We start from the raw sequence: 23331 nt of genomic DNA on the forward strand, positions 1-23331 counted from the left end.
GCGACGGGTAGCGTCGGAGCATGAGCACCGCACTGATCACCGGCGCGTCCTCCGGCATCGGCCTCGCCTTCGCCCGGGCGTTCGCGCGCCGCGGCTGGAGCCTCGTCCTCGTCGCCCGCAGCGAGCAGCGCCTCCAGGAGGCGGCGGCCGGACTGCGCGGCCTCGGCGCCGCGGCGGTCGAGGTCCTGCCCGCGGACCTCGGCGACCGCGAGCAGGTCGAGCGCGTGCGCGCGCGGCTCGTCGATCCGGCCCGTCCGGTCCGCGTCCTCGTCAACAACGCCGGCTTCGGGATCGACGGGACCTTCGCCGAGCCGGACGTCGCCGCCCAGGACCGCGCCTTCGAGGTGATGGTGCGCTCGGTCGCCGTGCTCTCGGGCGCGGCGGCCGAGGCGATGACCACCCGCGGCCGCGGCGCGATCCTCACGGTCTCGAGCGTCGCGGGCTTCGTGCACCTCGGTCCCTACTCCGCGGTGAAGGCGTGGGCGACCGCCTTCGCGCAGTCGCTGGCCGTCGAGCTGCGCGGCACCGGCGTCCGCTCGGCCGCGCTCTGCCCGGGCTGGGTGCGCACCGAGTTCCACGAGCGGGCGGCGATGGACACCTCCTCCATCCCCTCCTTCCTCTGGCTCGATGCGGACGCGGTGGTGGAGGAGTTCCTCCGCGACGTCGCGCGCGGCTCCGTCGTCTCGGTGCCGTCGGTGCGCTTCGGGGTCCCGATGGCCGTGGTACGGCACCTGCCCGGACCGCTCGTGCGGCGGCTGTCGGCGGCGGTCTCGGCGCGCCGCTGAGGCTCCGCTCAGGTCCGGCTCAGGCGACCCTTTCCCGGCGTTCCCCCACGCCGCGTTCCGTACACTTGACGCTCGTGGTTGCCGATCAGATCCATCTCGTGCGGCACGGCGAGGTGTTCAACCCCGACCGGGTCCTCTACGGACGACTCCCGAACTTCCGGCTCTCGGATCTGGGCCACCGCATGGCCCGCTCCGCCGCCGACGACCTGCTCGAGCGCCGGCGCCACGTCACGGCGCTGATCGCGTCGCCGCTCCAGCGCACGCAGGAGTCCGCGCAGCCCATCTCGCAGGCGTTCGAGCTCGAGATCCGCACCGATGAGAGGGTGATCGAGCCGAGCAACCGCTTCGAGGGGAAGTCCCTCGCCGCGCGCAGCTCCGCCCTGCGGAACCCCAAGCACTGGCCCTGGCTCCGCAACCCCTTCGAGCCCAGCTGGGGCGAGCCGTACCTCTCCATCTCGGCGCGGATGTACGCGGCGATCGAGTCGGCGTGGGAGAGCACGGAGGAGGGCGACGCCGCGATCGTCAGCCACCAGCTCCCCATCTGGACGGTCCACCGCGCCCTCGCCGGCGAGCGCCTCTTCCACGATCCGCGCAAGCGCCGCTGCGCGCTCTCGAGCATCACGACCCTCGAGCGGCGCGGGGACGGCTTCGTCGAGGTCGGCTACTCCGACCCGGCCGCCGGCCTGCAGGGCCTGGCCACCGACGTGGGAGCGGTCTGATGCGCCGGACGGGGCGGCTCCGCGCAGCGGGCGTCCTCGCGCTGGCCGCCGCGCTCGCGCTGACGGGCTGCTCCGAGGATCCGCTCGCCGACCAGTACCGCAACGGCAGCAACAAGGGCTACATCTCGGGGGACGGCACCGTCACCGAGATCGCCGCCGCCGACCGGGACGACCCCATCGTCTTCTCCGGCACCGACGAGACCGGCGCCACCATCGACTCCGCCGACCTCGCCGGGCAGGTCGTCGTCGTCAACTTCTGGTACGCCAGCTGCGCCCCGTGCCGCGCCGAGGCCGCTGACCTCGAGACGGTGAACACGGAGTTCGCCGACAAGGGCGTGTCGTTCGTCGGCGTCAACGTGCGCGATCAGGCCCCCACCGCGGCCGCCTTCGCCGAGACCTTCGGGCTCGGCTACCCCTCCATCGTCGACACCGACTCGTCGGTGCAGCTCGCCTTCACCGGCACCGTCCCGCCGAACGCCGTGCCCACGACGCTCGTCCTCGACAGGGAGGGGCGCGTCGCGTCGCGCATCCTCGGCCAGCTCCAGGAGGCGTCGATCCTCTCGACCCTCGTGGGCGACACGCTCGCCGAGGGGGAGTAGCGGCGTGGGCGACATCGTCGTCAGCGGTCAGCTCCTGCTGGCCGTGCCGATCGCGCTCCTGGCCGGGCTCGTGTCCTTCGCGTCGCCCTGCGTGCTCCCGCTGGTGCCCGGCTACCTCGCCTACGTCGGCGGATTCACCGACGCCGACGAGCGCGCGGCACGCGGACGCCGCCGGGTCGTGCTGGGGGTGCTCCTCTTCGTGCTCGGATTCTCGCTGGTGTTCGTCCTCTACGGGGCGGCGGCGGGCACGGTCGGCTTCTGGCTGCGCCAGTACACCGACCTGATCACCCGCGTCCTCGGGCTCGTCGTGATCGCGATGGGGCTCGTCTTCATCGGGCAGTTCTCGTTCCTCCAGCGCACGCTCCGACCCGGGATCCGTCCCGCCACCGGGCTGATCGGAGCGCCGCTGCTCGGCATCGTCTTCGGCGTCGGCTGGACGCCCTGCCTCGGCCCGACGCTGAGCTCGATCCTCGCCCTCAGCTACGGCGTGGGCTCGCCCTGGCGCGGCGCCCTCCTCGCCCTGGTCTACTGCCTCGGACTCGGCATCCCCTTCCTCCTCGTCGCCTTCGGCTTCAGCTGGGTGACCAGCACGCTCGCCTTCGTGAAGCGCCACATCCGCGTGGTCAACATCCTCGGCGGCGCCGCCCTCGTCCTGATCGGAGTCCTGATGGTCACGGGCATCTGGAACACCCTCGTCTACGGATCCCTCTCGGCGGTGATCGATGGCTTCCAGCCGGCGATCTGAGCCCGAGGAGAGCACGCGCCGCCCCGACGAGGCCGCGCAGCGGAGGACGGACGCCTCCTTCCGCCCCGCCGACCACTACGACTCCGACGGCACCGTCACGCAGCCGGCGCTCGGGTTCACCGGCTGGCTCCGCTGGATGTGGCGCCAGCTCACCAGCATGCGCACGGCGCTGTTCCTGCTGCTGCTGCTGGCGATCGCGGCGGTCCCCGGATCGCTCGTGCCGCAGCGCTCCTCCGACCCCAACGGCGTGACCCAGTACTTCGTCGACAACCCCGACCTCGCGCCCCTGCTCGACAGGGTGCAGGCGTTCGACACCTACACCTCCGCCTGGTTCTCGAGCATCTACCTGCTGCTGTTCATCTCCCTGATCGGCTGCATCGTCCCGCGCACGCGCCACCACTTCCAGGCGATGCGGTCGCGCCCGCCGCGCACCCCCGCGCGCCTGCAGCGCCTCGCCGGCTACACCGTCCGCGAGGTCGAGGGCGCGACGGAGGAGGAGGCCGTCGCCTCCGCCCACTCCGTCCTGCGCCGGGCGGGCTACCGCGTCGAGCGCTACGACGACCCGCGCGGCCGCTGGTCGAGCGTCTCGGCCGAGCGCGGCTACCTCCGCGAGACCGGCAACCTGGTCTTCCACTCCGCCCTGGTCGGCATCCTCGTCGCCGTCGGAGTGGGCGGCGGATTCGGCTACAGCGGGCAGCGCGTGCTGGTCGAGGGCTCCCAGGGGTTCGCGAACAACCTCGCGGCCTACGACTCCTTCAACCCCGGCCGCTTCTTCGACAGCAGCCAGCTCGACCCGTACCAGCTGACCCTCGACAGCCTCGACGTGAAGTACGAGGAGCAGAACCAGTCGGCGCTCGGCCAGCCCGTCGACTTCACCGCGAACGTCACGACCTCCGAGCGCGGCGGGGGCACCGAGGACCGCACGATCAAGGTCAACGACCCGCTCGCGATCGGCGGCACGAACGTCTACCTCCTCGGCAACGGCTACGCCCCGACGATCACGGTCCGCGACCCCTCGGGCCGGGCGATCTTCACCGACTCGGTGCCGTTCCTCCCGCAGGACGCGAACCTGACCTCCGTCGGCGTCGTGAAGGTGCCGGACGGGCTCTCCGAGCAGCTGGGCCTCACCGGCTTCTTCTACCCGACGCAGGACACGCTGGCCTCCGGGGCGTCGACCTCGATCTTCCCCGACCTGCAGTACCCCGTGCTCTCGCTGAACGTCTTCGCGGGCGACCTCGGCCTCGACGGGGGAGTGCCCACATCCGTCTACGTGCTCAACACCGACTCGCTGACCCGGCTCACCGGCGGCACCACCGGCGTCGCGCCGATCACCCTCAAGCCCGGCGACACGGCCGAGCTCCCGAACGGGCTCGGCAGCGTGACCTTCGACAACACGGGCGCCGACCCCACGCGGATCGGCACCGACAGCGTCAAGCGCTTCGCCTCGTTCGACATCCACCACGACGCGACCCAGGGCTGGGTGCTGCTCTTCGCGATCCTCGTGCTCGCCGGACTCCTCACCTCGCTGTTCGTCCCGCGGCGCCGCGTATGGGTGAAGGCGACCGCTCAGGACGACGGCGGCCTGCTCCTCGAGTACGCGGGACTCGCCCGCGGCGAGGACCCGCAGCTGGTGCGCGCCGTTCGGACGATCGCCGACCGGCACGCCCCGCTCGACTGACCCGGCTCCAGGACGCGCCGGAGGCCCCTCCACAGGCGCCGCCCGGCTGGGCAGGGGCCGAGTCTGTGCAAGCGCGAAGGGGCGGGCGGGGCGGCGAGCGATTACCCTGAGGAGGTGATCGCGACCCTCTCGCAGTACTCGGTGCTGTGCCTCTCCTCCGCCATGGGCATCTACGCCATGGCGTTCGTCTTCTTCGCGATCGACCTCGCCCGCCGCGCCTCCCTGGCCGACGGCGAGTCGATCGAGGTCGTGCAGGAGGCGGAGCGCGTCGCCTCCGCGGCCGCCGCCGACCGCGCGGCCAGCGGCAAGGCCACCGTCGCCGCCGCAGGCTCCGGACGCACCGCGACGCTCTCCCGCATCGGCAGCCGCGTCGAGGACGAGGTCTACCGCGCCCCCGCCCGCTCGAAGACCATGCGCATCGGGTTCTCGCTCACGCTCCTCGGCTTCGTGCTCCACCTCGGCGCGACCGTCCTCCGCGGCGTCGCCGCCGGCCGCGTCCCCTGGGCGAACATGTACGAGTTCTCGATGACCGGGACGCTCATCATCATCGGCGTCTTCCTCGCCGTCCAGCTGCGCTGGGACCTCCGCTTCCTCGGAGCGTTCATCACCGGCCTCGTCCTGGTGCTCCTCGGCATCGCGACCGTCAACTACTACGTCGCCGTCGTCCCGCTCCCGCCGGCACTCCAGTCCTACTGGCTGGTCATCCACGTGCTCGTCGCGATCCTCGGCACCGCGTTCTTCGCCCTCGGCTTCGCGCTCTCGGTCACCCAGCTCCTCCAGGCCCGCCGCGAATCCTCCGGCGACAGCCCCCGCTCGGTCCTCCGCTTCCTGCGCACCCTGCCCAGCTCCCTCACCCTCGAGAACCTCGCCTACCGCGTCACGATCCTCGGCTTCATCCTCTGGACCTTCACGCTCATCGCCGGCGCCGTCTGGGCCGAGAAGGCCTGGGGCCGCTACTGGGGCTGGGACACCAAGGAGGTCTGGACCTTCATCATCTGGACCATCTACGCCGGCTACATCCACGCCCGCGCCACCCGCGGCTGGCGCGGCACCCCCTCCGCCTGGCTCGCCATCGTCGGCTTCGCCGCCGTCATGTTCAACTTCGGCGTCGTCAACGTGTTCTTCAAGGGACTCCATGCCTACTCCGGCCTCGACACCGGCATGTAATCGGGTCGGCGGGGCCTGGTGGGGCCCCTCGCGGCGTTGTCGGCGACGAACGTAGCGCCGCTACGCCCGACGCCTCCGCCTTGCGATCGACCCCACCAGGCCCCGCCGACCGCCCACCAGGACACGCTTTGAGGACGGCTCCGCTTCGCGGTCGCCGCGGGGGGCCTCCGCGTCGCGGTCGGGTCTGGCCGGGCTCCGCTTCGCGGTCGGGTCCGGGTGGGCTCCGCTTCGCGGTCGGGTCCGGGTGGGCTGCGCTTCGCGGGAGGCCCGCGGAAACGGGGGTCGACGGAACATGCTGATCGGGTAGCGCGCGCGGCGCGCGTATCGAGATCCCATGGCGCGAACGCGGGGAGCGGGCCGATCGAGTTCCCGCAGATGGACGCGCAGGGGGCGGTGCCTGCTGATCGAGTAGTGCGCGGAGCGGGCGTGTCGCGCACAGGGGGCATGGACGGGCTGCGGGCGGATCCGTGCCTGTCGAGTGGCGGTGGTGGATGCCGGGGGCGACGGCGGACGGGTCAGACGGCGGTGACGATGTCGATGAGGTGGGGGGCGAAAGGGGCGTCGAGGGCGAGGACGATGCGGGTGCGGGCGTCGGAGGGATGGACGCCGCGGTAGATGCCGCGGAGGTCGGCGACGGTCTGGCCGCGGCCGGGGCCGTGGGTGGCGTCGACAGTGACGTGGACGCGCGGGGCGGAGGTGAGGGCGACGGCGTCGACGGCGATCGCGGCGGCCATGGGGTCGTGCATCGCAGCGGTGCGCTCGCCGAAGTGGCCGACGTAGAAGTCGAAGTAGAAGTCGAGCGCCTGCCCGATGGCCTGCGCGAGGGGATCGGGCGACGCGAGCAGGACGGCGCGATCCTCCTCCGTCAGCAGGTGCCGCATGGTCACGTCCAGGGGCACGAGCGTGAGATCCCAGTCGGCCGCGACGACCTCGGCGGCGGCCGCAGGGTCGTGCCAGATGTTGGCCTCCGCCACGGCGGTCACGTTGCCGGGGACCAGCGCGGCTCCGCCCATCACGGTCACCGAGTGGACGAGGGACGCGATCTCCGGGTGCGCACGGAGGGCGAGCGCGAGATTCGTCAGCGGGCCGATCGCGACCAGCCGCAGCTCGCCCTCGTGCTCACGAGCGAGACGGAGGAGGAGGTCGGCCGGATCCTCGTCGACCGGCTCGCCGCCCTCGGGCAGCGCGACCCCGCCGATGCCGTCGTCGCCGTGCACGTGCGGAGATCCGCCGGCGTAGTCCTCCTCGAGGAAGTGGTGCGCCCCCACGGCGACCGGCACGTCGTCGCGGCCGGCCAGCGCGAGCAGGCCGAGGCTGTTGACGGCGGCCCGGCGGGCGTCGGTGTTGCCGCTGACCGTGCTGATCCCGACGAGGCGGGCCCGGGGCGAGCGGAGGAGGTACGCCAGGGCGAGCGAGTCGTCGATGCCGGTGTCGCAGTCGAGGAAGACGGGGACGGTCGATGCGCTCACGGTGCTCCGATGCTCGAGGGTGGGGGATGCGTCGGGCACCGGCGGCCGACGCTCCCATTCTGCCGCTCCTCGGACGCGGCGCCCGCCGCCGACGATCAGAGCAGCGCGTAGGAGTCGCGGAGCCGCGCCCGCCACCAGGCGAGCCGCTCCGGTGACACGGCGTGACGGGAGAGGAGCTCCTCCGAGACCTCCACGCGGCCGACGGGGATCCCGCCGTCCACCGGCCGCAGCGGCCGCTCCGTGACGTCCGCGGCGAGGAGGGACGCGGTGCCGAGTCCGCAGTCGAAGGGCAGCTCGGGGAGCGCCGCGGCCAGGGCGGCGCCCATGGCGAGTCCGACCGAGCTGTCGATCGCGCTCGAGACCACCGCCGGCAGCCCCGCCTCGGCGACGAGGGCCAGCGCCCGGCGCGTCCCGCCGAGCGGCTGGGCCTTCACGACCAGCAGGTCCGCGGCTCCGGCCCGGGCGACGGCGAGCGGATCGGCGGCCTTGCGGACGCTCTCGTCGGCGGCGATCGGGATGCCCATGTACTTCACCCGGTAGCGCAGCTCCGCCAGCTCGTCGACGCTCGCGCACGGCTGCTCGACGTACTCGAGGTCGGACTCCGCGAGGGCGTGGACGGCGTGCTCGGCCTCGTCGAGGTTCCAGCCGCCGTTCGCGTCCACGCGGATCCGGCCCTCCGGACCGAGCAGGCGGCGGACCTCGACGACCCGGGCCACGTCGTCGGCCAGCGTCTGGCCGCGCTCGGCGACCTTCACCTTCGCCGTGCGGCAGCCGTGGTAGCTCGCGAGCACGGCGGCGACCTCGTGCGGTGCGACGGCCGGGATGGTCGCGTTCACCGGGATGCGGTCGCGCAGCGGTGCCGGCTGCTCGCTCCAGCCGTAGTCGATCGCCGCCCGGAGCCACGCCGCCGACTCCTCCGCGCCGTACTCGAGGAAGGGCGAGAACTCGGTCCAGCCCTCGGGGCCGCGCACGAGCGCGATCTCGCGGTTGTCGACGCCGCGGAAGCGGGTGCGGAGCGGCAGAGCGACGACGCGGAGTCCCGCGTCGATCTCGCCGAGGGAGGGGAGCGGGGAGGCGGGCACGACGTCGTCCATCCGGCCATTGTCCACCGGCCGGGGCGACGCGGCGGCCACCCGGGCGCAGGAGGTCGGCGACGCGCGCGCAAGCCCCCGGGGTCCCTCCTCCGAGCGCCCGCCGAGGTGCCAGACTGACGAGGCTGCCGTTGGAGTCCGGAGGAGTGCGATGAGCCAGATGCCGATGAGCCCGCCGCCCGCGCCCGCCCCGGGCCCGACGCAGGGCTCCGTCCCCTCCCGCCGCCCGCTCGGCAGGGGCGCCTGGATCGCGCTGGGCACGAGCCTCCTCGTGGGCGTCGTCTACACCGGCGTGCTCGGCACGCTCGTCGCCGTCGGAGTGGGCGGCGCGCTCGACTCCGCCGCCGGCAGCGCGTCGACGAGCGCTCCGTCCGAGCCGTTCGGCGACCCGACGGACGACCCGTTCGGCAGCGGGGACCCGTCCGATCCGCTCTACGACTACCCCGGCTACCAGGACGGCGACGCCGCGACGATCCTCGGCCAGCCGTCCGCGGAGGACGTGCGCGCGAGTGCCGAGCAGGCCGTCGCGGCCGTCGAGGGCGCCGTCCCCGAGGAGTGGACCTCGGCCGACGACGAGTACTACGAGCAGTCGCAGAACGCCTACGGCGGTCCCTCCCTTCTGTACGACTACATCTCGGCGACCGAGTACGCCGCCGCCGACGTCTCGACCGACGCCGACAGGCAGGCGGCGGTCGACCGCTTCACCGCAGCGCTCTCGCCCCTCGGCTTCGACGACGTCGAGGTGGCCGACACCCCCGAGGAGTGGTCGGAGGCGGGCTACGAGCTCGACGGCGACCTCTCGGACGAGGAGGCGTCGGCCGCGCTCTGGATCGTCACCGCGCGCTCCTCCGCCGACCTCGTGCCCGCGATCGAGATGGGCCTCGTCGACCTCGACGCCGATCCGACCGGCCTGGTCGCCGACATGCTGGACGGAGTCGGCCTCTCGCCGGACCCGCAGGGCGCGTTCCTCGCCGGGTACGCGAACGGGGTCCTGCAGGACGAGGACCGCGGCGAGTTCACCGACCGCCTCGAGGAGTACGGCGGAGTCGCCGCGACCTGACCGGGCGCTACAAGCAAGCCCGTCCGCCCGCAAGCCCGAATCGGCGCACCGCCCGCGCCCTACGGTGAGGGGATGGCTGCACCCCGCTCGACCAGGCCCCTGCGCGACTACGCCGCGATCGGAGACGGTCGCACGGTCGCCCTGATCGCGAAGGACGGCAGCGTCGACTGGATGCCCGTCCCGGACCTCGGCTCCACCCCCGCCTTCGCCGCCCTGATCGACGCCGAGTCCGGCGGCTGCGTCGAGCTCGCCCCCGAGGAGCCCGCCGAGGTCTCGCGCGCCTACATCCGCGACACGAACGTCCTCGAGACCACCTTCACCACCGAGTCGGGCACCGTCCGCGTGACGGACGCGCTCGTCACCGGGATCGCGGGCCGCCTCCCGTGGGCCGAGCTCGCGCGCCGCGTGGACGGTGTCGACGGCGAGGTGCGGATGCGGTGGGCCGTGCGTCCCGGAACGGGACTCGGCCGGTTCTCCCCGTGGATCCAGAACGCCGACGGCCGCTCGCTCATCCGCGCCGGCGACATCACCATCGGCGTCACCGGGCAGGAGCACGGGCCCGACGGCGACGACGCGCCCTCCGGCGCCGGCGACGAGCTGACGGGCTCCTTCGTCGTGACCGCGGGGAAGGACGCCGTGCGGCACGTCCTGGTCGTGTCGGCCACGCACGACGAGCCGCTGCACTTCCCGGTCGCGAAGAACGTCGACCGCGGCATCGACCGCACCATCCGCAGCTGGCAGGACTGGTCGGAGGAGTTCTCCTACGACGGCCCGTGGTCCGAGGCCGTCCAGCGCAGCGCCCTCGCGCTCAAGCTGCTGATCTACTCGCCCACAGGAGCCATCGCCGCGGCCGCGACCACGTCGCTCCCGGAGTCGCCCAACGGCGGCAAGAACTGGGACTACCGCTTCGCCTGGGTGCGCGACGCCGCGTACACGATGCACGCGCTGGTGCGCTTCGGCCTGCGCGAGGAGACGCACGCCGCGCTGTCCTGGCTCCTCCGCACGATCAAGGAGCACGGACCGGATCTGCACATCTTCTACGGACTCGACGGCTCCATGCCGACCGTCCTGGAGGAGTTCGACGTCCCGGGCTACGCCGGCATCGGCCCGGTCGTCGCCGGCAACGCAGCGCAGAGCCAGCTGCAGCTGGGCGTCTTCGGCGACCTCTTCGACATCTGCCGCATCTACGTCGACGAGGGCAACGTCCTCGACATCCAGACCGGTCGGCTCCTCGCCCGCGTCGCCGACACCACCTGCGACCTGTGGCGGAACCGCGATGCGGGCATGTGGGAGCTGGAGGAGGAGCAGCACTACACCTCCTCGAAGATGGGCTGCTGGCAGGCGCTCGACGCGGCCGTGCACCTGGCGGAGCTCGGCCAGGTCGCGGGCAGCCCCGACCGCTGGCGCTTCGAGCGCGACCGCATCCGCGAGTGGATCGAGGAGCACTGCTGGTCCGAGGAGCTCGGCTCCTACGTGATGTACCCGGGCAGCGAGGAGCTGGACGCCTCGGTGCTCCTGCACGCGCCCAGCGGCTACGAGCGCGGTGAGCGGATGATCTCCACCATCGACGCCCTGGTGAAGGAGCTCGGCCGCGGCGCGCTGCTGTTCCGCTACTCCGGCATGGAGGGCGAGGAGCACCCGTTCGTGGCCTGCTCGTTCTGGCTCGCCTCCGCCCTGGCCTGCGTCGGTCGGCACGACGAGTCGGTCGCCCTGATGGACGAGCTCGTCGCCACGGTCCCGAACGACGTCGGGATCATGTCCGAGATGATCGCGGTCGACGACCTGGCCTTCTGGGGCAACCTGCCGCAGGGGCTCAGCCACCTCGCGCTGATCAACGCGGCCATCACCATCGAGGAGCTGGCGCCGGAGAAGGTCGGCCGCGCGTAACCCCGCCGACGGCGTCCGCGCAACCCGTTGAGGGCCGGCTCCGAGGGGCGTAGACCGGTACCACCCCCTCGCACCGCACCCACAAGGAGCACCTCAGCATGGATCTCGGAATCACCGGCCGCACCGCCCTCGTCACCGGAGGCGACTCCGGCATCGGCCTGGCCACGGCGCAGCTCCTCCTCGCCGAGGGCGCGACCGTCGTGATCACCGACAAGGACCAGGCGGAGCTGGACCGGGCCGCGGCCGGGCTCGACGCTCCGGAGGGCCGCCTGCACGCCTTCGCCGCCGACGTCACCAGCACGGAGCAGCTCGCCGAGCTGCACCGCCGCGTGGCCGGAGCGGTCGGCGCGATCGACATCCTCGTGCAGTGCGCCGGAGTCACGGGGGCGCAGGGCCTGTTCCACGAGATCGACGACGAGGGCTGGACCAGCACGCTCGAGGTCGACCTGCTCGGGCCTGTGCGGCTCGTGCGCGAGTTCCTCCCCGACCTCCGCACCGGAGGCTGGGGCCGGCTCGTGCTCACCGCCTCCGAGGACGCCGTGCAGCCCTACGACGACGAACTGCCCTACTGCGCCGCGAAGGCGGGCGTCCTCGCCTTCGCCAAGGGCCTCTCGCGCTCCTACGCGCAGGAGGGCCTGCTCGTGAACACGGTCTCGCCCGCGTTCATCCGCACTCCGATGACCGACGCGATGATGTCCAAGCGCGCCGAGCAGAGGGGCACCTCGGTCGACGAGGCGATCTCGTCCTTCCTCGACGAGGAGCGCCCGTACATGGAGCTGAAGCGCCGGGGCGAGGCCGAGGAGGTCGCAGCCGTGATCGCCTTCCTCTGCTCCGACCGCGCCTCGTTCGTGAACGGCTCGAACTACCGCGTCGACTCCGGATCCGTCGCCACGATCTGATCCCCGCAACCACGGGCCCCGCCCAGCGCGCGCACCCCGCGCGTGCGGGCGCCGTCCAGCCGAAGAAGCCAGACTCGGGGCGGGACACCGCACCCGGCACTGCAAGAGAAAGGAACGGTCCATGACCACCACCCTCGAACGCCACGTCGAAGCCCCCGCGGGCTCCGGTGCCAAGACCAGCCGCCGTCAGAACGCCGAGAAGGGCTTCAAGGCCTCCAAGGAGCTGCTCGACAGCCTCCAGATCGTCCTCGTCGACCTGATCGAGCTCCACGTCCAGGGCAAGCAGGCCCACTGGAACGTCGTCGGCAAGAACTTCCGGGACCTCCACCTGCAGCTCGACGAGATCATCGAGGCCGCGCGCGAGTTCAGCGACGACATCGCCGAGCGCATGCGCGCCCTCCACGGGATCCCGGACGGCCGCAGCGACACCGTCGCCGCGACCACCACCCTCCCCGAGTACCCGCACGGCGAGATCGACACGGCCGAGACCGTCGACCTGGTCACGATCCGCCTCGAGAACACCGCCGCCACCATGCGCGAGGTCCACGACCAGGTGGACGAGGAGGACCCGACCAGCGCGGATCTCCTCCACGCGATCATCCAGAGCCTCGAGCAGTACGCCTGGATGGTGTCGGCCGAGAACCGCACCACCTCCGCCGCCAAGTAGGGGCGAGCACCGGAAGGGGACTCCGCGTCAGCGGGGTCCCCTTCCGTCCGCCCGGGCGGTGTCGAGTCGCCGTGCAGTCCGGATCAGTAGGGTCGTGGCATGAGCACGCAGGTCTCCGAACTGTTCGACGCCCACCGCTGGGCGGCCGTCGACGGCTTCGACGCACTCGAGGACATCACCTACCACCACGACCGCTCCGGCCGCATCGCGCGGGTCGCGTTCGACCGGCCCGAGGTCCGCAACGCGTTCCGGCCGCGCACAGTCGACGAGCTGTTCCGCGCCCTCGAGGACGCCCGGACGAACCCGCGCATCGGCGTCGTCATCCTCACCGGCAACGGCCCGAGCCCGCGCGACGGAGGCTGGGCGTTCTGCTCGGGAGGAGACCAGCGGATCCGCGGCCGCGACGGCTACCGGTACTCCGACGGCGAGACCGCCGAGGGCATCGACTCCGCGCGGAACGGCCGCCTGCACATCCTCGAGGTGCAGCGCCTCATCCGCTTCATGCCGAAGGTCGTCATCGCGGCCGTCCCCGGCTGGGCCGCAGGAGGCGGGCACTCGCTCCACGTGGTCTGCGACCTCACCCTCGCCTCCGCCGAGCACGGGCGCTTCAAGCAGACGGACGCCGACGTCGGCTCCTTCGACGCGGGCTACGGCTCCGCATACTTCGCCCGCCAGATCGGGCAGAAGGCCGCGCGCGAGGTGTTCTTCCTCGCGCGGGAGTACTCCGCGCAGCGCGCCTACGAGATGGGCGCCGTGAACGCGGTCGTCCCGCACGCCGAGCTCGAGACGACCGCGGTGGAGTGGGCCGAGACGATCCTCACCAAGTCGCCCACGGCCATCCGGATGCTGAAGTACGCGTTCAACGCCGTGGACGACGGCCTCGTGGGCCAGCAGCTCTTCGCGGGCGAGACCACGCGCCTCGCCTACGGCACCGACGAGGCCGTCGAGGGACGCGACTCCTTCCTCGAGAAGCGCGAGCCCGACTGGTCGCCGTTCCCGTGGCAGTTCTGAGCCGGAGGGCACGCAGGTGACCCGCCCGCTCGCCGGTGTCGACGCGACGGTCGAGGCCGTCCTCCTCGCTCTTCGCGCGGCCCTGGACGGCAGCGGCCCGGCGATCCGCGTCTCCGCCCCCGGCGCTGCGACCGCCTCCGAGGATGCCGTCGTGCCGCAGCGCGTCGCCGCCGTCGTCGAGACCTCGGGCTCGTCGGGGCCGCCCAAGCGGGTCGCGCTCTCGACAGCGGCCCTGCTCACCAGCGCCTCCACGACCCTCGCCGAGCTCGGCGGGCCGGGACGCTGGCTGCTCTGCCTGCCGACGCACTACGTCGCGGGACTGCAGGTGCTCGTCCGCTCGCTGACCGCGGAGGCCGACCCGGTCGTCCTCCCGGCCGGCGGCTTCGACGCGGCGGCCTTCCTCGCTCTCGCTCGGACGATGCCGGCGGGGGAGCGGCGGTACTCCTCGCTGGTCCCCGTGCAGCTCGCGCGGCTGCTGGACCTCGCCGAGCGCGATCCGGCCGCGGCCGAGGCGCTCCGCTCGTTCGACGCGCTCCTGATCGGCGGCCAGGCGACGCCGCAGCCGTTGCGGGACCGCGCCGCCGCCCTCGGTGCGCGCATCCGCCTGACCTACGGATCGAGCGAGACGTCCGGCGGCTGCGTCTACGACGGCGTCCCGCTCCACGACGTGCGGATGCGCGTCGAGGACGGGCAGGTGCTGCTCGGCGGCCCGACCCTCGCGGAGGGCTACCTCGACGCCGACGGCGCGATCGACCACGAGCGCAGCGCCTCCGCCTTCCTCGAGCTCGACGGGGAGCGCTGGTACCGCACGGGCGACGCGGGGTCGATCGTCGACGGGCGCCTCCGGGTGACCGGTCGGCTCGACCGCGTGATCGTGTCGGGCGGGGAGAAGGTGTCGCTCGACGCTGTCGAGGCCGTGCTGCGCGAGGGGACCGTCCCCGACGCGGTCGTCGTGCGGCGGGCGGACGAGCAGTGGGGCGAGGTCCCGGTCGTCGTGACGGCGGAGGAGGCTCCCGCGCTCACCGACCTGCGCGCCCTGATCGCCGACCGCCTCGGGCGCGCCGCCGCTCCCGCGGCCGTGCTGCCGGTCGGCCGCATCCCCCTCCTCGCCTCCGGGAAGCCCGACCGCCGCGCCCTCGAGGTGCTCGCCGAGCAGGCCTGACCGGCTCCGAGCGTCGACGGGCCGGTGGGTAGGATTCCCTCCGTGTCGAGTACGAGTCGCAAGAAGAAGTCCTCCAGCGGCCGCCCCGGGGGCAGCCCGCGAGCGGTCGTCGTGAAGCCCGCCGGTCCCCGCGAGTGGATCGCCGGCGCCCGCCTCCGCACCCTCCCGCTGGCCGTCGCCCCTGTGCTCATCGGCACCGGAGCGACCCAGGTCGTCGACGAGGGCTGGCACTGGGTGCGCGCCCTGCTCTGCCTGGCCGTCTCGCTCGCCCTGCAGATCGCCGTCAACTACGCCAACGACTACTCCGACGGCGTGCGCGGCACCGACGCCAACCGCGTCGGACCCTCGCGGCTGACCGGCTCCGGAGCGGCGAAGCCCCGCCAGGTGCTCACCGTCGCCCTGGTCTTCTTCGGGATCGCGGCCGTCGCCGGCCTCGTGCTCACCGCCCTCTCGGGGCAGTGGTGGTTCCTGATCGTCGGCGCGGCGGCGATCGCGGCCGGCTGGTTCTACACGGGCGGACGCCGCCCCTACGGCTACCTCGGGCTCGGCGAGCTCTTCGTCTTCGTGTTCTTCGGCCTGGTCGCCACCGTCGGCTCCACGTTCGTGCAGATCGGCCGCACCAACCAGGAGTCGTGGCTCGGCGCCGTGGCGGCGGGCCTGTTCGCCTGCGCCGTGCTCATGGTCAACAACATCCGCGACATCCCGACCGACCGCCTCTCGGGCAAGCGGACCCTCGCGGTCCTCGCGGGACCGGCCGTGTCCCGCGCGATCTACACGGGCTTCGTGCTGATCCCGTTCGGCATCGCGGTGATCCTCGCGCTGTTCTACCCGCTGGCATGGCTGACGCTCTTCGTGCTTCTGATGATCCTGCCGGCCATCCTGATCACCCTGACGGCGAAGACGGCGAAGGAGCTCATCCTGGCGCTGCAGTTGACCAGCCTGGGCGGGCTCGCCTACGCGGTCATCCTCGGGGCGGCGCTGGCGTTCTAGAGCGGCGGCTCGCACGAGGCGGGCTCGGGTGGGCCGGATTCGGGTGAGATCGGCTGTTGCGGGCCGGGCCTGGTGCGAGCGGGGTCAGCGCGTCAGAGGGGAGGCCTCGCCGGCGGGAGCGCCCGGCTCAGCGGTCGTCGCGGGTCGCGTCGACCGCGGCGTCCTCGACGTCGTCGTCGGTCGGGGCGCGCGGGACGTCCTTGCGGCGCTCGTAGATCGCCTCCGCTATGCGCTCGCGGGGCTTCCTCAGCAGGATGTAGGAGAGGGACAGGCTCGCGATCGCGGCGACGAAGCCCGCGGTGACCGCTGCCGTCAGCTCCGAGTCGACGAAGGTGCGCGCCGGCAGGTACACCAGCACGAAGACGCCGGCGAACATCGCCAGGCGCAGGAGCGAGTAGACGACGACCGCGCGGCTCAGTTTCACCGGGACAGTGTACGTCGGCCCCTGCACGCGCTTCCGTGAGCACCGTGGGAGCCTCCTGTCCAGCGTCCGTGCGGACCCTCCCCGACGGGGGTGCCGGACGTAGACTCGTGTCCATGATCCGCCTCGTCATCGGCCTGCTCGTGGCCCTCGCCGTCTTCACGGTCTACACCGTGATCGACGTCGCGATGAGCAACCGTCACGCCGTGCGGGCGATCCCGAAGTGGTCCTGGATCCTGGTGGTGCTGATCCTCCCGGTCATCGGTGCGGGACTGTGGTTCTGGATCGGCCGTCCCCGCAAGCAGCGCGCCGCCGGCCGCCGCTACACCGCTCCGGACGACGACCCCGACTTCCTCGGCACCCTCCGCACCGAGCGCGACCCCGAGGAGGAGCGCCTGCAGGCAGAGCGCATCGCCCAGCTCGAGCGCGACCTCGCCGAGATGGACGAGCAGGGCGAGGCCGACGGCCCCGGCCGCCGGGATGCCTGAGCACCGGCCGGTCGCCCCCTCCACCCGATTCGCGGTCGACCTCCTCACCCGCTTCGTCGCGCTCGGCGTCCGCGACGTCGTCGTCGCTCCGGGCTCCCGCTCGCAGGCGCTCGCCCTGGTGGCGGCCGAGCTCGAGACCCGCGGCGACGTCCGGCTGCACGTGCGGATCGACGAGCGCTCCGCGGGGTTCCTGGCGCTGGGCCTGGCCCTCGAATCCGGGATGCCGGCGCTCGTGATCACGACCTCCGGCACGGCGACCGCGAACCTGCACCCGGCCGTGCTCGAGGCGGACGCCTCGGACGTGCCGATGATCGTGCTGACCGCCGACCGGCCCGACGAGCTGCGCGGCATCCGCTCGAACCAGACGGCCGAGCAGCGCGAGCTGTACGGGCGTGCCGTGCGGCTGTTCGAGGACGTCGCTGCTCCGGACGACGCCTCCCGGCCCGAGGACGCGCGTGCGCTCGCCGATCGTGCCGTCACCGCGGCGCGCCGCGGGCCGGTCCACCTGAACCTCTCCTTCCGCGACCCGCTCTCCTCCGCTCTGCCCGACATGGAGGGGATCGAACCGGTCTCGTCGCCCGCTGTCCGATCCGGGATCCCGCGTGCCGTCGTGACCGCCGGTCCCGGTGAGCCGCTCACGGTCGTCATCGCCGGGGACAAGGCGGGCGCCGCGGCCGAGGAGATCGCTCGCGCCGGCGACTGGCCGCTGCTGGCCGAGGTCTCCTCCGGCGCCCGCTTCGGACCGCAGCTCGTCGTCGCCTGGCGTCGCCTGCTCGGCGAGCCCGACTTCGGCGGACGCATCCGCCGGGCGATCGTGCTCGGACACCCGACGCTCTCCCGCGAGGTCCCCGAGCTGCTGCGGCGCGAGGACGTCGAGGTGATCGTCGTGGACGCCGTGCGCGAGCAGTTCTACAACCCCGGCCGGCGCGCCCGCCGCGTCGGAGGCGTCGACGTGGTCCGCCCCGAGGGGGCGCCGCGTCCCGAGCGCGGCGAGCGCGCCTGGGCCGGATCCTGGGTGTCCGCGAGCCGCGCCCTGACGGTCGACCCCGACGAGCTGGACGAGGTCCCCGACGCCGGGTCGATGTCGGTCGAGGACCGCCGCGGCTACGCGCGCAACGCCCTCGCCGCGATCAGGGCACCGCTCACCCGCGACTTCGTCGTCGCCGCGGTCTGGAAGGTCACCTGGCCGCACGACCGGCTGCTGTTCGGAGCGTCGCGGCTGATCCGCGTCGCCGACGGGACCCTGCCGGGCAAGCGGATATCCGTCCTGGCGAACCGCGGCCTCGCCGGCATCGACGGCACGATCTCGACGGCTCTCGGGATCGCGGTGGCTTCGCAGGCGACCGAGCAGGGAGCCGGCGGAGTCACCCGCGCGGTCCTCGGCGATCTCACTCTGCTCCACGAGGCCGGCGGCCTCCTCCTCCCGCCGGGAGAACGGCGCCCGCGCGTGCAGCTCGTCGTCGTGAACGACGGGGGCGGCACGATCTTCGACGGACTCGAGGTCGCGTCGAGCTCGCATCCCGATGCGTTCGACCGCGTGCAGTTCACTCCGCAGAACGCCGATCTGGAGGCTCTCGCGCGCGCCTACGGGTGGGGCCACCGTCGTGCGGCGACGCGCGGCGAGCTGGAGCAGGCGCTGACCTCGCCGGGTGACGGGCCGGGCATCGTGGAGATCCGGCTCGAGCGCTGAGTCCGCGCGGGTCCGGTCGGACGGTCCTCCACAGGTCGTCGTCGGACGCTGTTCTCCCGGGGACGCCTCGTTCGAGCTCCGCAGCTCGTCTGCTGCTGCTTCGCTGGAGGCATGGCTGATGCGGAGACGGTGCGAGGAGAGGTCCTCGCCCTCGGCGACCGGGCGGCGGCGCTCGCGAGGAGCGCCTCCCCGGTGCTCCTGACCGCGGCGGAGGCGCTGCACGCGGGACACCGCGCGGCGCTGACCTGTCCCGACGCGTTCGCCCGAGGCTCCTCGACGGACAGCAAGGATGCGACGGACCTCGTCGAACGGTCGATCCGAGCGGAGTTCGCCGTCGCCCTCGGGGTCTCCGAGCGCACCGCCGCCAGGGAGCTGCTGCACGCCTCGCTCCTGATGGAGGAGCTGCCGCGGACCCGCTCCGCGCTCGCCGACGCCAGGATGCGCTGGGAGGCCGGCCAGCTCGTCTGCTCCGTCGCGGCGACCCTCCCGGCAGCGGCGCGCGCGGCCTACGACGACCGGGCCGTCGACCTCGCGGAGACGCTGACCCCGGGGCAGCTGCGCCACGCCCTCGCGCGGGTGCGGGAGGAGCTGCACGACGAGCCCCTCGCCGAGCGGCACGCTCGCGCCCGTGAGGACCGCCGGGTGTGGATGACAGCCGGGATCGACGGCATGGCGACGGTGTGCGCGCACGTCCCCGCGCCCGAGGCCGTCGGAGCGCTCGCCCGGCTCGACCGCATCGCGAGGGATCTGCGGGACGGCGCCGAAGGGGACCGCGATCTGCGGACGCTGGCGCAGCTCCGCGCCGACGCGTGGGCCGACCTGCTCTGCCACGGGGACGTGGCGGGGACCACTCCGGAGGGAGCCGCGGCGCCCTCGACCGGGCTGCGGGCCGAGGTGAGAGTCACCGTGGCGGCGAGCACCGCCGCAGGTGACGACAAGGCGGCCGCCGAGCTCGACGGCTACGGGCCGATCCCCGCCGAGGCGGTGCGAGCGCTCATCGACGACGACGCCGCCTTCACTCCTGTGCTGACCGACGAGGAGACCGGCGCGGTCGTCTCCGTCGGGCGCCGCCACCGCCTCCCGCCGCCGAGGATGAGGCTGCTGGTCCGCCTCCGCGACCAGACCTGCCGCTTCCCGGGCTGCACCCGGCCGGCGTCCTCGACGGAGACCGACCACAGCGTCGAATGGCGGAACGGGGGAGAGACGACTCCCGACAACCTCGCCTCCCTGTGCGTCACCCACCACCACGTGCGCCACGGCGACCGCTGGACGTATCTGCTCCATCCGGACGGCACAGCGGACTGGACCACACCGACCGGCCGCCGGGTGACGACCAGACCGCCGGCGCTGCCCGGGCGTCCGCCGGTGGGCGCAGGACGACGGCCGGGGGTTCCCCGGCTCGACGGGGACCGGGCGGGGTAAGCGGCGGGTAGCCGACGGCTTCAACGATTCCCGACGTGCGTCAGGCCAGAGCGTCGGTGATCGGGCGGAACTTCATGCGGGTCTCGGCGAGCTCGGACTCGGGAACGCTGTCGGCCACGATGCCGGCGCCCGCCCAGGCCGTGACCGCGCCCTCGGCCGTGACCTCGGCGCTACGGAGTCCGACGGCCCACTCGCCGTCGCCGTTGCCGTCGATCCAGCCGACGGGTCCTGCGTACCGACCGCGGTCGAAGGGCTCCAGGTGCTCGATGAGCGCAAGGGCGTCGGCGGTCGGAGTGCCGGCCACTGCCGCGGTCGGGTGAAGAGCATCGACGAGATCGAGCGCGGTGGAGGAGTCGCCCAGAATTCCTCGCACGTCCGTCGCGAGGTGCCAGAGATTCGGCAGGCGGAGCGTGAACGGGGCGGCGCCCGCCGTCAGCTCCCGTGTGTGGGGCTCGAGTTCCCGGACCAGACTGGCGAGAGCGAAAGCGTGCTCCGAGCGGTCCTTCGGACTCTCGAGCAGAGCGGCCTCCACGTCCGCGTCGGCGAGGGGATCCTCGCCTCGTGCGGCCGTGCCGGCCAACACCCTCGCCGAGATCTCGCCCCGATCGACCGCGACCAGCGTCTCCGGACTGGCGCCGAGGAATCCGTCCACGGCGAAGCCCCAGCAGTCCGGGTACCGCTCGGTGAGCGCACCCAGCATCCGGCGCAGGTCCGCCCCCGGCGGGAGCCGTCCCTTCAGATCGCGCGCGATCACGACCTTGGACAGCTCACCCGCCCGGATCGTCTCCACCGCGGCAGCGACCGCCGCGCGGTACCCGTCCGGCGGCAGCGCACCGGGCGAGAGCGGCACGTGGTACTCCGCCCCCAGCGGCTCCTCGCTCGGCGTATACGGTCTCTCCGCCTCGCCGATCGTGATCCGCGTCAGCCATGACCGGCCGTCGCGCGTCCCGATCACGGTGCGCGGCACGATCAGCACGCTCGTCGCCTCGGATCGGCTCGAGAAAGCGAAGGTCCCGAACGCGACCAGCCCCGTCCCGGGCAGTCCGACCCGGTCCTCCACCGTCGCCGCGTCGCAGAGCCGACGCCAGGCCGCCGCGGCATCCCGCAGCCGTTCCGGGCCCGAGAACTCGAGGCGCAGGGCCTCGCCGCGTCCGCTGAGCCCGGCGCCGTCGCGCTGCCAGAGGAGGGGCCGCCTCGGGTCGGAGTGGGAGAGGAGCGACGGCGGAGAGTCCAGTGGAGTCGTCTCCGCACGCAGCAGGGGGGTTCCAGCGCCGATGAGCGTCACCTCAGCAGGGTACGCCCGCGCCAGAGGATGGGACGTCCCATGCCGCGGGGCTCGGGGCGCAGGGCTCCGTTGCTACCGTGATCCGGTCCGGGGCCGCCGCGCGAGGCGGAGCGGGGCGGTCCCGGCGCTTCCCCAGGGGGGAGCGCGCCGACCGGGCGCGGGACGGCGGATGCACAGCCGCCGTCCCTCGTCTCGCCGTAGACTTGCGGATCGTGACGAAGGCAGACCTCACCAAACGGCCCGACGAGGTCGCCTCGATGTTCGACACCGTGGCTCCCGCCTACGACCTGGTGAACGGTCTCCTCTCGGTGGGGAACGATCGGCTCTGGCGGATCGCGACGACTCGCGCCGTCAACCCTGCTCCCGGTGAGCGCATCCTCGACATCGCGGCCGGCACCGGCACGTCGAGCGCGTCGCTGGCGCGGTCGGGCGCCCAGGTCGTCGCAGCCGACTTCTCCCCGGGGATGATCGCCGTCGGCCGCCGCCGTCAGGCGGGCAACGACCGGATCGAGTTCGTCCAGGCCGACGCGATGGACCTCCCGTTCGAGGACGAGTCGTTCGACGCCGTGACCATCTCGTTCGGTCTGCGCAACGTGGCCGAGCCGAGGACGGCGCTCGCCGAGTTCCTGCGTGTGCTGAAGCCCGGCGGCCGGGTCGTGATCTGCGAGTTCTCGACTCCGCCGATCGCTCCGCTGGCCGCCGCGTACGACTTCTACCTGTCGACGGTCATGCCCGCCGTCGTGCGCCTCGCGTCGTCGAACAATCCCGCGTACGACTATCTCGGCGATTCCATCCGGGCCTGGCCGGAGCAGAGCGTCGTCGCCGCCTGGCTCCGCGCGGCGGGCTTCGAGCGCGTGGCCTACCGCGATCTGACCGCGGGCATCGTGGCGCTGCACCGCGGCGTCAAGCCGATCGCGGCGACCCGATGACGACCGGGGTCCGCACAGGCCGAGACGTTAGGGTTTCCCTGTGAACGCCACTGCGCCCGTCGCCCGTCGCAGCCCGTCTCTGACGGCGCAGCTCGGCCTCTCCGAGCGCATCTTCTCCTCCTCGTCGGACCGGGCTCTCGCCCGCACGATCGACGCGGGTCTGGAGCAGGTCGAGGAGGGTCTCGTCCGGCAGCTGTCCTTCGCGGACGCTGTGGCCGACGTCTCCACCCGGTACCTCCTCGAGGCGGGCGGCAAGCGCGTGCGCCCGATGCTCACCCTCCTGGCCGCGTCGCTGGGCCGCGGCAACACGCCGCAGGTCCTGCTCGGTGCGCAGGCGATCGAGATCACGCATCTCGCATCGCTCTACCACGACGACGTCATGGACGAGGCGGAGAAGCGCCGCGGCGTCCCCTCGGCGCAGACCGTGTGGGGCAACAACGTGGCCATCCTGACGGGCGATCTGCTCTTCGCCCGCGCGAACCAGCTGATGGTCGAGCTCGGCGACAAGGCGATCCGGCTCCAGGCCGACACGTTCGAGCGTCTCGTCCTCGGGCAGCTGCACGAGACGGTCGGCCCGACCGACGGCGAGGACCCGGTCGAGCACTACCTGTCCGTCCTGGCCGACAAGACCGGGTCCCTGATCGCCGCGGCGGGCCGCACGGGAGTCGCGTTCTCGGAGGCTCCGGAGGAGTACGAGGAGGCCATGCGCGTCTTCGGCGAGAAGATCGGCGTCGCCTTCCAGATCGTCGACGACGTCATCGACCTCTCTCCCCAGCCGGAGGAGACCGGCAAGAACCCCGGCACGGACATCCGCGCCGGCGTGTCGACGCTGCCGATCCTGCGCCTGCGCGAGCGCGCCTCCTCCGATAGGGAGGCCGCGGCTCTCCTCGCCCGCATCGAGAGCTATGTGAGCCGCTCGAACGACGCCATCGCGCACACGGAGGAGCAGAGCGCCGACATCTCGGACGCCATCGCTCAACTGCGCGATCACGACGTCACCGCGCAGACCCTCGCCGAGGCCCACCGGTGGGCCGACGAGGCCGTCGCCGCCCTCGCTCCGCTGCCCGACGGCTCCGTCCGCAAGGCGCTGACGCGCTTCGCCGACACCGTCGTCGAGCGCAACGGCTGACCCCGATCGTCGCGGCGCGCCCTGCGCCGCAGGAATGA

The 23331-nt window shown here is 73.0% G+C and carries 22 protein-coding genes; 18 read left to right on the forward strand and 4 right to left on the reverse strand.

Features of this window, described 5'->3' with window-relative positions; all coding sequences use genetic code 11:
- Positions 1-20: 20 nt before the first annotated feature.
- The 6 genes from C5C56_RS07255 to ccsB all read left to right on the forward strand — a co-directional run bounded on the left by C5C56_RS07255 (position 21) and on the right by ccsB (position 5693).
- Positions 21-785 carry an SDR family oxidoreductase gene (locus C5C56_RS07255; RefSeq protein ID WP_104262951.1) on the forward strand — a complete coding sequence of 255 codons (765 nt, stop codon included), beginning with the start codon at positions 21-23 and terminating at the stop codon, positions 783-785.
- Positions 786-859: 74 nt separating this feature from the next.
- The gene (locus tag C5C56_RS07260; RefSeq protein WP_104224864.1) at positions 860-1504 is read left to right on the forward strand and encodes a histidine phosphatase family protein; all 645 of its coding nucleotides are present in this window, start codon (positions 860-862) and stop codon (positions 1502-1504) included.
- Complete coding sequence (locus C5C56_RS07265; protein ID WP_104249773.1) at positions 1504-2103, forward strand: TlpA disulfide reductase family protein; 600 nt, start codon at positions 1504-1506, stop codon at positions 2101-2103. The genes C5C56_RS07260 and C5C56_RS07265 overlap by 1 nt, the downstream gene beginning before the upstream one ends.
- Before the next feature lie 4 nt (positions 2104-2107).
- Positions 2108-2848, forward strand: a complete 741-nt coding sequence (locus C5C56_RS07270; protein ID WP_244230512.1) for a cytochrome c biogenesis CcdA family protein — start codon at positions 2108-2110, stop codon at positions 2846-2848.
- Complete coding sequence (locus tag C5C56_RS07275) at positions 2826-4526, forward strand: cytochrome c biogenesis protein ResB (RefSeq protein WP_104225914.1); 1701 nt, start codon at positions 2826-2828, stop codon at positions 4524-4526. The genes C5C56_RS07270 and C5C56_RS07275 overlap by 23 nt, the downstream gene beginning before the upstream one ends.
- A gap of 162 nt (positions 4527-4688) precedes the next feature.
- A complete protein-coding gene (gene ccsB, locus C5C56_RS07280; RefSeq protein WP_104224871.1) occupies positions 4689-5693 on the forward strand; it encodes a c-type cytochrome biogenesis protein CcsB in 1005 nt (334 codons plus the stop codon).
- A 515-nt stretch (positions 5694-6208) separates the two neighbouring features.
- Here the strand turns inward: ccsB and C5C56_RS07285 are convergent.
- Together C5C56_RS07285 and C5C56_RS07290 are read right to left on the reverse strand one after the other, a co-directional pair.
- A complete protein-coding gene (locus tag C5C56_RS07285) occupies positions 6209-7162 on the reverse strand; it encodes a nucleoside hydrolase (protein ID WP_104287693.1) in 954 nt (317 codons plus the stop codon).
- A gap of 95 nt (positions 7163-7257) precedes the next feature.
- On the reverse strand, positions 7258-8256 hold the full coding sequence (locus tag C5C56_RS07290) for an o-succinylbenzoate synthase (RefSeq protein ID WP_104307921.1): 999 nt from the start codon (positions 8254-8256) through the stop codon (positions 7258-7260).
- Positions 8257-8404: 148 nt separating this feature from the next.
- Here C5C56_RS07290 and C5C56_RS07295 point away from each other — a divergent pair, with 148 nt between their 5' ends.
- The 7 genes from C5C56_RS07295 to C5C56_RS07325 all read left to right on the forward strand — a co-directional run bounded on the left by C5C56_RS07295 (position 8405) and on the right by C5C56_RS07325 (position 15929).
- The gene (locus tag C5C56_RS07295; protein WP_104262954.1) at positions 8405-9313 is read left to right on the forward strand and encodes a hypothetical protein; all 909 of its coding nucleotides are present in this window, start codon (positions 8405-8407) and stop codon (positions 9311-9313) included.
- A 72-nt stretch (positions 9314-9385) separates the two neighbouring features.
- A complete protein-coding gene (locus tag C5C56_RS07300; protein ID WP_104247930.1) occupies positions 9386-11200 on the forward strand; it encodes a glycoside hydrolase family 15 protein in 1815 nt (604 codons plus the stop codon).
- 98 nt (positions 11201-11298) lie between these two features.
- Positions 11299-12099: an SDR family NAD(P)-dependent oxidoreductase gene (locus C5C56_RS07305; protein WP_104266734.1), complete on the forward strand. Its 801-nt coding sequence runs from the start codon at positions 11299-11301 to the stop codon at positions 12097-12099.
- Positions 12100-12220: 121 nt separating this feature from the next.
- Positions 12221-12766: a Dps family protein gene (locus C5C56_RS07310; protein ID WP_104223596.1), complete on the forward strand. Its 546-nt coding sequence runs from the start codon at positions 12221-12223 to the stop codon at positions 12764-12766.
- Positions 12767-12865: 99 nt separating this feature from the next.
- Positions 12866-13777, forward strand: a complete 912-nt coding sequence (locus tag C5C56_RS07315; RefSeq protein ID WP_068255374.1) for a 1,4-dihydroxy-2-naphthoyl-CoA synthase — start codon at positions 12866-12868, stop codon at positions 13775-13777.
- 16 nt (positions 13778-13793) lie between these two features.
- A complete protein-coding gene (locus C5C56_RS07320; protein WP_104319306.1) occupies positions 13794-14939 on the forward strand; it encodes an AMP-binding protein in 1146 nt (381 codons plus the stop codon).
- A 42-nt stretch (positions 14940-14981) separates the two neighbouring features.
- The gene (locus C5C56_RS07325; protein WP_374954270.1) at positions 14982-15929 is read left to right on the forward strand and encodes a 1,4-dihydroxy-2-naphthoate polyprenyltransferase; all 948 of its coding nucleotides are present in this window, start codon (positions 14982-14984) and stop codon (positions 15927-15929) included.
- Positions 15930-16056: 127 nt separating this feature from the next.
- Here C5C56_RS07325 and C5C56_RS07330 read toward each other — a convergent pair whose 3' ends face one another.
- A complete protein-coding gene (locus C5C56_RS07330) occupies positions 16057-16353 on the reverse strand; it encodes a DUF4229 domain-containing protein (protein ID WP_104239140.1) in 297 nt (98 codons plus the stop codon).
- 113 nt (positions 16354-16466) lie between these two features.
- Between C5C56_RS07330 and C5C56_RS07335 the strand changes: the two genes are divergently transcribed.
- The 3 genes from C5C56_RS07335 to C5C56_RS07345 all read left to right on the forward strand — a co-directional run bounded on the left by C5C56_RS07335 (position 16467) and on the right by C5C56_RS07345 (position 19950).
- Entirely contained in the window at positions 16467-16838 is a 372-nt protein-coding gene (locus C5C56_RS07335; RefSeq protein ID WP_104223654.1) for a PLD nuclease N-terminal domain-containing protein, read from the forward strand.
- Positions 16831-18528: a 2-succinyl-5-enolpyruvyl-6-hydroxy-3-cyclohexene-1-carboxylic-acid synthase gene (gene menD / locus C5C56_RS07340; protein WP_104319308.1), complete on the forward strand. Its 1698-nt coding sequence runs from the start codon at positions 16831-16833 to the stop codon at positions 18526-18528. Before C5C56_RS07335 ends, menD begins: the two co-directional genes overlap by 8 nt.
- Positions 18529-18639: 111 nt before the next feature.
- Positions 18640-19950, forward strand: coding sequence for an HNH endonuclease signature motif containing protein (locus C5C56_RS07345; RefSeq protein ID WP_104319309.1), 1311 nt, complete (start codon positions 18640-18642; stop codon positions 19948-19950).
- A 40-nt stretch (positions 19951-19990) separates the two neighbouring features.
- On the opposite strand, the gene C5C56_RS07350 is transcribed toward C5C56_RS07345, so the two are convergent.
- Complete coding sequence (locus C5C56_RS07350) at positions 19991-21235, reverse strand: isochorismate synthase MenF (RefSeq protein ID WP_374954271.1); 1245 nt, start codon at positions 21233-21235, stop codon at positions 19991-19993.
- A 212-nt stretch (positions 21236-21447) separates the two neighbouring features.
- On the opposite strand from C5C56_RS07350, the gene ubiE reads away from it, so the two are divergent.
- A complete protein-coding gene (gene ubiE / locus C5C56_RS07355; RefSeq protein ID WP_104226060.1) occupies positions 21448-22164 on the forward strand; it encodes a bifunctional demethylmenaquinone methyltransferase/2-methoxy-6-polyprenyl-1,4-benzoquinol methylase UbiE in 717 nt (238 codons plus the stop codon).
- A gap of 40 nt (positions 22165-22204) precedes the next feature.
- Positions 22205-23293, forward strand: a complete 1089-nt coding sequence (locus tag C5C56_RS07360) for a polyprenyl synthetase family protein (protein ID WP_104249782.1) — start codon at positions 22205-22207, stop codon at positions 23291-23293.
- Positions 23294-23331: the final 38 nt, after the last annotated feature.

This window comes from Rathayibacter sp. AY1D1 (assembly GCF_002932635.1).
Taxonomy (GTDB): domain Bacteria; phylum Actinomycetota; class Actinomycetes; order Actinomycetales; family Microbacteriaceae; genus Rathayibacter.

Excerpts from the sequence above, each read along its gene's own strand:
- menD (WP_104319308.1), top strand. The coding sequence starts at position 16,831 with ATGCCTGAGCACCGGCCGGTCGCCCCCTCCACCCGATTCGCGGTCGAC.
- ccsB (WP_104224871.1), top strand. The coding sequence starts at position 4,689 with ATGGGCATCTACGCCATGGCGTTCGTCTTCTTCGCGATCGACCTCGCC.
- C5C56_RS07255 (WP_104262951.1), top strand. The coding sequence starts at position 21 with ATGAGCACCGCACTGATCACCGGCGCGTCCTCCGGCATCGGCCTCGCC.
- C5C56_RS07335 (WP_104223654.1), top strand. The coding sequence starts at position 16,467 with ATGATCCGCCTCGTCATCGGCCTGCTCGTGGCCCTCGCCGTCTTCACG.
- C5C56_RS07265 (WP_104249773.1), top strand. The coding sequence starts at position 1,504 with ATGCGCCGGACGGGGCGGCTCCGCGCAGCGGGCGTCCTCGCGCTGGCC.
- C5C56_RS07295 (WP_104262954.1), top strand. The coding sequence starts at position 8,405 with ATGAGCCAGATGCCGATGAGCCCGCCGCCCGCGCCCGCCCCGGGCCCG.
- C5C56_RS07305 (WP_104266734.1), top strand. The coding sequence starts at position 11,299 with ATGGATCTCGGAATCACCGGCCGCACCGCCCTCGTCACCGGAGGCGAC.
- C5C56_RS07275 (WP_104225914.1), top strand. The coding sequence starts at position 2,826 with ATGGCTTCCAGCCGGCGATCTGAGCCCGAGGAGAGCACGCGCCGCCCC.
- C5C56_RS07290 (WP_104307921.1), bottom strand. The coding sequence starts at position 8,256 with ATGGACGACGTCGTGCCCGCCTCCCCGCTCCCCTCCCTCGGCGAGATC.
- C5C56_RS07315 (WP_068255374.1), top strand. The coding sequence starts at position 12,866 with ATGAGCACGCAGGTCTCCGAACTGTTCGACGCCCACCGCTGGGCGGCC.
- C5C56_RS07345 (WP_104319309.1), top strand. The coding sequence starts at position 18,640 with ATGGCTGATGCGGAGACGGTGCGAGGAGAGGTCCTCGCCCTCGGCGAC.
- C5C56_RS07300 (WP_104247930.1), top strand. The coding sequence starts at position 9,386 with ATGGCTGCACCCCGCTCGACCAGGCCCCTGCGCGACTACGCCGCGATC.
- C5C56_RS07310 (WP_104223596.1), top strand. The coding sequence starts at position 12,221 with ATGACCACCACCCTCGAACGCCACGTCGAAGCCCCCGCGGGCTCCGGT.